This is a genomic window from Zhongshania sp. (assembly GCF_041623545.1).
Lineage (GTDB): Bacteria > Pseudomonadota > Gammaproteobacteria > Pseudomonadales > Spongiibacteraceae > Spongiibacter.
In genome coordinates, this window is record NZ_JBFJWS010000180.1 from 1 (window position 1) to 6,504 (window position 6,504).

The window sequence follows — 6,504 nt, forward strand, 5'->3', positions numbered from 1 at the left end:
CGGCAATATCTGCACCCCAGAATACATCGCCAGCGAAGCCCGCAGCCTTGGCCGTAAATTCCAGTCAATTACGGTGAGCGTACTTGACGAGAAAAAAATGAAACAACTGGGCATGGGTGCCCTGCTTTCAGTCAGCGCTGGCAGCGACCAAGCCGCGCGTTTAATTGTGATTGAATACAAAGGTGGCAAGAAAAGCGCCCAACCCCATGTATTGGTTGGCAAAGGCGTCACCTTTGACACCGGCGGCATTAGTTTAAAGCCCGGCGCCAAAATGGACGAGATGAAATACGATATGTGTGGCGCCGCTAGCGTGGTCGGCACAATGAGTGCCATCGCTGACATGGATTTAAAGCTCAATGTCATCGGCATCGTCGCCGCCGCTGAAAATATGCCCAGCGGTGGCGCCACTAAGCCCGGCGACGTGGTGACCAGCATGTCAGGCCAGACTATTGAAGTTCTCAATACCGACGCCGAAGGACGCTTAGTACTGTGCGACGCCCTGACCTACGCTGGTCGTTTCAAGCCCGCCTCGGTAATTGATATTGCCACCTTGACCGGCGCTTGCGTCGTCGCCCTGGGAAAACACGCCGCGGGCCTCTACAGCAACGACGACAGCTTTGCCCAAGAGTTGCTTGAGCAGGGCCGACTCGCCCAAGATCGCGCTTGGCATATGCCACTCTGGGATGATTATCAAAACCAGTTAGACAGCAATTTTGCCGATATGGCCAATATTGGTGGCCCTGAAGCGGGCAGTGTCACCGCCGCTTGCTTCCTATCACGGTTTACCAAGGAATATCGCTGGGCGCATCTCGATATCGCCGGCGCGGCATGGCTTGCTGGCGCCAACAAGGGTGCAACCGGTCGCCCCGTTAGCCTGCTTTGCCACTACTTAATAAGTAAGGTCGGCAGCTAAACAATGACCAAGATAGACTTTTATATCCTTAAGCAAGAAACCGCTACTGCGGCGGCGCTGTACGCCTGCCGCTTAGCGGAAAAGGCCTATCGAAGTGGCCACGACGTGTACATCCACTGTGAAGATAGCGACGCCGCCGATACCCTCAATCAACAATTGTGGGATTTCCGCGACGAAAGTTTCATCCCCCATAGCTGCCATCCCGGCGACAACAACCCGGTATTGGTGGGCTGTGGCGAATACGCCGGTGAGCATTGCGATGTACTCATCAATACGGCGCGTGACATGCCAAGCTTTTTTAGCCGATTCCAACGCCTAGCTGAAATCGTTTGTCAGGACGAGACCAGCTTATTGGCGTCTCGCCAGCGCTATAGTTTTTACAAAAATCGTGGCTACCCGCTTAACTCTCACACTATTAACAGCTGACCCCCATTATGGCTAACGACAAAACGCCCCTGCTTGGGGAATTAGAGGACTTACAAGCGGTACTAGTCGATACGGCGGGAATCGACCCCGCCTCCATCCCGGTACTAGACGATATTATCGAAAGCGCGCCAGATAAGTACGACGACAACATTGAGGAAATGCGATTCAGCGATACCGGCGTTGAATTCACCACCACATCGCCGAGCCCTAAAGCCTACGCTAACCATCATCACGACGACGATTTCGAACGAGAAATCTTTATCCAAGATCTGATCGACTCAATGATGCCGGGAATAGAGGCCGAACTGCGCAAGCGGCTGCTCAATCTAGATCGGGACGTTCTTGAACGTTGGTACCAGCAAGACCATCCCAATCGCTAAAACCTAACATTGCAATCCCGTTGACAGTTTTGGCCAGTAGGCTTAAAACTCAGTATACTTGCTCCCTTTTTATCGCCGCCCCCACGCTAGCCCTTTGTATTCTGCCATGGCTAGCTCGGCGTCATTTATCGCTACAACAGATTATCGAGACACCATGGACAAGACATTTCAGCCCGCCGACATCGAAAGCAAGTGGTATCAAAACTGGGAGGAAAGCGGTTATTTTTCCCCGCAGGGTAAGGGCGATGCCTATAGCATCATGATCCCGCCGCCAAATGTCACCGGCAGTCTACATATGGGGCACGCCTTCCAAGACTCGATCATGGACGCCCTCACTCGCTACCACCGTATGCAGGGCAAAAACACCCTATGGCAAGTGGGCACCGACCACGCCGGTATCGCTACCCAAATGCTGGTAGAACGTAAACTGGCAGCGGAAACAGGCCAAACCCGGCACGACCTTGGCCGCGAGGCATTTTTAGACAAAGTATGGGAGTGGAAGGAAGAGTCCGGCGGCACCATTACCCGCCAACTGCGTCGTCTTGGCGCCTCGGTAGACTGGAATCACGAACGTTTCACCATGGATGACGGTTTTTACAAAGCCGTACAAGAAGTCTTTGTTCGTCTGTACGACGACAAACTCATTTATCGTGGCAAGCGCCTAGTTAACTGGGACCCAAAACTGCACACCGCTATATCAGACCTTGAAGTCGAAAACTCGGACGAAAAAGGTTTTATGTGGCACTTCCGCTACCCCCTAGCGGACGGCGCCACTACCAGCGACGGCAAGAACTACCTCGTGGTTGCCACTACCCGTCCCGAAACCATGCTTGGCGACACCGCTGTGGCGGTCAACCCCAAGGACGAGCGCTACGCGTCACTGACCGGCAAATTCATCACCTTGCCACTGGTTGGCCGACAAATCCCAATTGTGGCCGACGACTACGTCGACCGCGAGTTCGGCACCGGCTGTGTAAAGATCACCCCCGCACACGATTTCAACGACTATGCGGTCGGCCAGCGCCACAAACTGCCGATGATTAACATCCTCGACAAAGACGCGGCCATTCGCCCAGAAGCAGAGATCTTCAATAGCGATAGTTCAGAAAATACTGACCTCGACAAAACATTGCCCGCCAGTTATGCCGGTTTAGACCGCTATGCGGCGCGCAAAGCCATCGTTGCCGATTTCGACAGCGCAGGCCTACTCGAGAAAGTCGACGATCACGGCCTAAAAGTGCCGCGCGGCGACCGTTCTGGCCTCGTCATTGAACCCATGCTCACCGACCAGTGGTTTGTCGCCACCGCCGCGCTCGCTAAGCCAGCGATCGAAGCAGTAGAAGATGGCCGCATCGAGTTTGTGCCCAAGCAATACGAAAATATGTACTTTAGCTGGATGCGGGACATTCAGGATTGGTGCATCTCGCGACAGCTCTGGTGGGGTCACCGCATTCCCGCTTGGTACGACGCTGAAGGTAATATCTATGTCGCCCGCAATGAGATTGAGGCCAGAGAAAAATACCAGCTGGCCGACAGTCTCGAGCTCAAACAAGATGACGATGTACTCGATACCTGGTTCAGCTCCGCGCTTTGGACATTTGGCACATTAGGCTGGCCCGAACAGACCGAGCGCCTAAAAACCTTCCACCCAACAGACGTCTTAGTCACTGGCTTTGACATCATCTTTTTCTGGGTGGCGCGCATGATCATGATGACCATGCACTTTAATAAAGACGAAAACGGCGAGGCGCAAGTACCCTTCAAAACTGTTTATGTCACCGGCCTGATCCGCGATGAGCAAGGCCAGAAAATGTCCAAGTCTAAGGGCAACGTCTTAGACCCACTGGACATGATCGACGGTATTGAGCTCGACGCCCTGCTCGACAAACGCTGCGGCAATATGATGCAGCCACAACTTGCTGAAAAAATTGCCAAGGCCACCCGCAATACCTTTCCTGACGGCATTGGCGCCCACGGCACTGACGCACTGCGCTTCACCCTTTTCTCCTTGGCGTCGACGGGCCGTGACATTAACTGGGATATGCGACGTTTAGAAGGTTATCGCAACTTCTGTAATAAAATTTGGAATGCCGCCCGCTACGTATTGATGAATACCGACGAGCAAGATTGCGGCATTAACGGCGAAGCAGTTGAACTAAGCTTGGCCGACCGCTGGATTATTTCCCGCCTACAGCAAACTGAGCAGGCCGTTGCCGAGGCCATGAGCGCCTACCGCTTAGACCATGCCTCGCAAGCTATCTATGAATTTATCTGGAATGAATACTGCGACTGGTATCTCGAACTCTCGAAACCGGTACTTTGGGACGACAACGCCAGTGCAGAAGCCAAGCGTGGCACTCGCCGCACCTTGATTCGAGTTTTAGAAGCCACCTTGCGCATGGCCCACCCATTTATGCCCTTTATTACTGAAGAAATTTGGCAGCGGGTCGCACCGATAGCTGGTATTAAGCTGAAGGCTGAGGGCGATACGATTATGCTCCAAGCCTATCCCCTGGCGGAGCACGAGCAAATTGACAATGACGCCATTGCCGATGCCGAGTGGCTAAAAGGCGTTATCTTGGCCGTCCGTAATATTCGCGGTGAAATGAATGTGCCACCGGGTAAGGCCCTTAGCCTACTGCTAAAGAATGGCAGCGATGAAGATTTTCGCCGCCTCAACAGCAACCGCCAAGCCCTGTGCAAACTTGCTAAACTAGACGACATTCAGTGGCTTCTCGCCACGGATGAGGCCCCCATGTCTGCAACTCAATTACTGGGTAGCATGGAAGTCTTGGTGCCAATGTCTGGCTTAATCGACAAAACGGCTGAAATTGCCCGTCTTGAAAAAGAAGTGCAAAAACTCGACAAAGAGATTCAGCGCATCCAGGGCAAGCTTGGCAATGCCGGTTTCTTAGATAAAGCGCCTGCCGATGTCGTGGCCAAGGAGCAAGAAAAACTGGCGACTCAACAAGCTGCGCAACAAACCCTGTCTGAGCAAATCAAGAGTATTCAAGCCCTGTAAAAGCTCACAACAAAGGTCATAGCCCCTACTATTGCCGCAGAAAGCGTAGACAAATACGTTGAAGCAGTTATAGTAGGGTTCAACACTGGCCTGATATACCGCCGTATAGTGATGCTTGCACGTATTTGCCAAGCGCTGCACTTTGCAGCGCCCCCCTCTTTCGCAGCTCCTGCAACGCCCTCGTTTTCCCTAAGCTTTCAGCCATACCCAAACCTGCGCTGCAGCGCTGATGCTTTTCAAAATCGTATTAATCCACAAAGTCATATTGTTTATTACTTTATTTCCTGCCCTGAAAAATTCAACGAGGTACAACGATGAGTGAACGCGTTTCCGGCACGGTAAAATGGTTTAACAACGCAAAAGGTTTCGGCTTTATCAGCCACAGCGAAGGCAGTGATGTTTTTGTGCATTTCCGGTCTATTCGCGGCGATGGCTATCGCACCTTGGATGAAGGACAGGTCGTTGAATTTAGCCTAATCAGTGGCCCGAAGGGCTTACAGGCAGAGGATGTCGTCAAAGTCTAGAACTGCGAGCACGAACCCTTATAAGCCGATGCTTAATACGCGCTGCTCGCGCTCTAATGCTCGCAATAATGCAGAAGGAAGCAATGGATCGGTGTACACAAGATCTAAGCGCAAGGTAGCCTTGTCTCGGGGCCGCTCACTCAATTTCAGTACTTTCAAATTATGCTCGGCGCAATAATTCAGTGTATCTTGGTCGGCCGCCAACGCCAACACGACGCCCGGCACGGTCAATTCTGCCACAGCAGAACTCAACTCCGCAGTCGAAGTAAACCACGTCACCGAATAGGCGTTTACCTCTAAAATAGCCGCTAAGGCATTGTGTAAAAGCGGATCAGGAATACACGCAAGAATCTCGATGTTCCGGGCTTCTTCAATGGCAACGGCCACCTCTGGCACATCGAAAACAAGCGTACCCGTGAAGCAAGTTTCTTCTTCTGGGCCACTACTCAGCGCAAGCTGCCCCCCCATTAACGCCACAATCCGTGCCGAAATTGCTAGCCCCAAGCCCGTCCCCCCGAAGCGACGAGCTCGGTTGCTCTCTATCTGTACAAAGGGTTCAAAAAGCTGACCACGCTGCTCGCTGGAAATACCAATACCATTATCAATAACCTTGATTTCCAAACGCTGCTGCCCAGACGCCAAATTGGCCTGATCAGCCGCCAAGGCTACGCGCAATTGGATAACACCCTGGGGAACCGTGTAGACCGAAAACTTGATCGCATTATCTATCAAATTACGAATGACTTTTCCCAAATACCCTGCATCAGCCAGCACCACTGGCGGCACTCCTGGCTCAACATGCAAAATAAAGCGTTGTTTGTTTTTTGCAACGTCAAGACCCACGCTATCAACGAGTCCTTCAATAAACTCAACTAACTGAATCTCTTCCGGGATGATTTCCACGCTGCCAGATTCCAAGGCGACATAATCGAGAATATGATCAAGCGTTGCTAGCAGACTTTGCGAAGACCGACGGACAGTATCCACCATCATTCTCTGTTCGCGATCCAGTGTCGTCTTGGAAAGCAAATCGGTCATGCCGATAACCCCGTTCATGGGTGTTCTGATCTCATGACCCATTACCGACAAAAATGCCGCCTTCGCGCTATTGGCCGCCTCCGCGCTGACCAGGGCGTTTTCTAATTGCTGAGTGCGCAGACGCACGCGATCTTCCAAATTACGGTTCAAGCGCAGTACCTCGCGCTCAACCTCTTTAAATGAAGTCACATCGGAATGCAC

At 52.3% G+C, this 6,504-nt stretch carries 6 protein-coding genes; 5 read left to right on the plus strand and 1 reads right to left on the minus strand.

The window, feature by feature from the left end:
• The 5 genes from ABYT30_RS13745 to ABYT30_RS13765 all read left to right on the plus strand — a co-directional run.
• A partial coding sequence (locus ABYT30_RS13745) for a leucyl aminopeptidase (protein ID WP_373097029.1) occupies positions 1–913 on the plus strand: 913 nt, incomplete at its 5' end.
• A 3-nt stretch (positions 914–916) separates the two neighbouring features.
• Positions 917–1,339, plus strand: coding sequence for a DNA polymerase III subunit chi (locus ABYT30_RS13750; RefSeq protein WP_373078351.1), 423 nt, complete (start codon positions 917–919; stop codon positions 1,337–1,339).
• Positions 1,340–1,347: 8 nt separating this feature from the next.
• The gene (locus tag ABYT30_RS13755; RefSeq protein ID WP_373078353.1) at positions 1,348–1,719 is read left to right on the plus strand and encodes a hypothetical protein; all 372 of its coding nucleotides are present in this window, start codon (positions 1,348–1,350) and stop codon (positions 1,717–1,719) included.
• Positions 1,720–1,873: 154 nt separating this feature from the next.
• Positions 1,874–4,741 (plus strand): valine--tRNA ligase, encoded by a 2,868-nt coding sequence (locus tag ABYT30_RS13760; RefSeq protein ID WP_373097031.1) that lies wholly within the window; start codon positions 1,874–1,876, stop codon positions 4,739–4,741.
• Positions 4,742–5,055: 314 nt separating this feature from the next.
• Positions 5,056–5,265, plus strand: a complete 210-nt coding sequence (locus tag ABYT30_RS13765; RefSeq protein ID WP_373078357.1) for a cold-shock protein — start codon at positions 5,056–5,058, stop codon at positions 5,263–5,265.
• Positions 5,266–5,283: 18 nt separating this feature from the next.
• On the opposite strand, the gene ABYT30_RS13770 is transcribed toward ABYT30_RS13765, so the two are convergent.
• The coding region (locus tag ABYT30_RS13770; RefSeq protein WP_373097034.1) for a sensor histidine kinase at positions 5,284–6,504 on the minus strand (1,221 nt) is incomplete at its 5' end.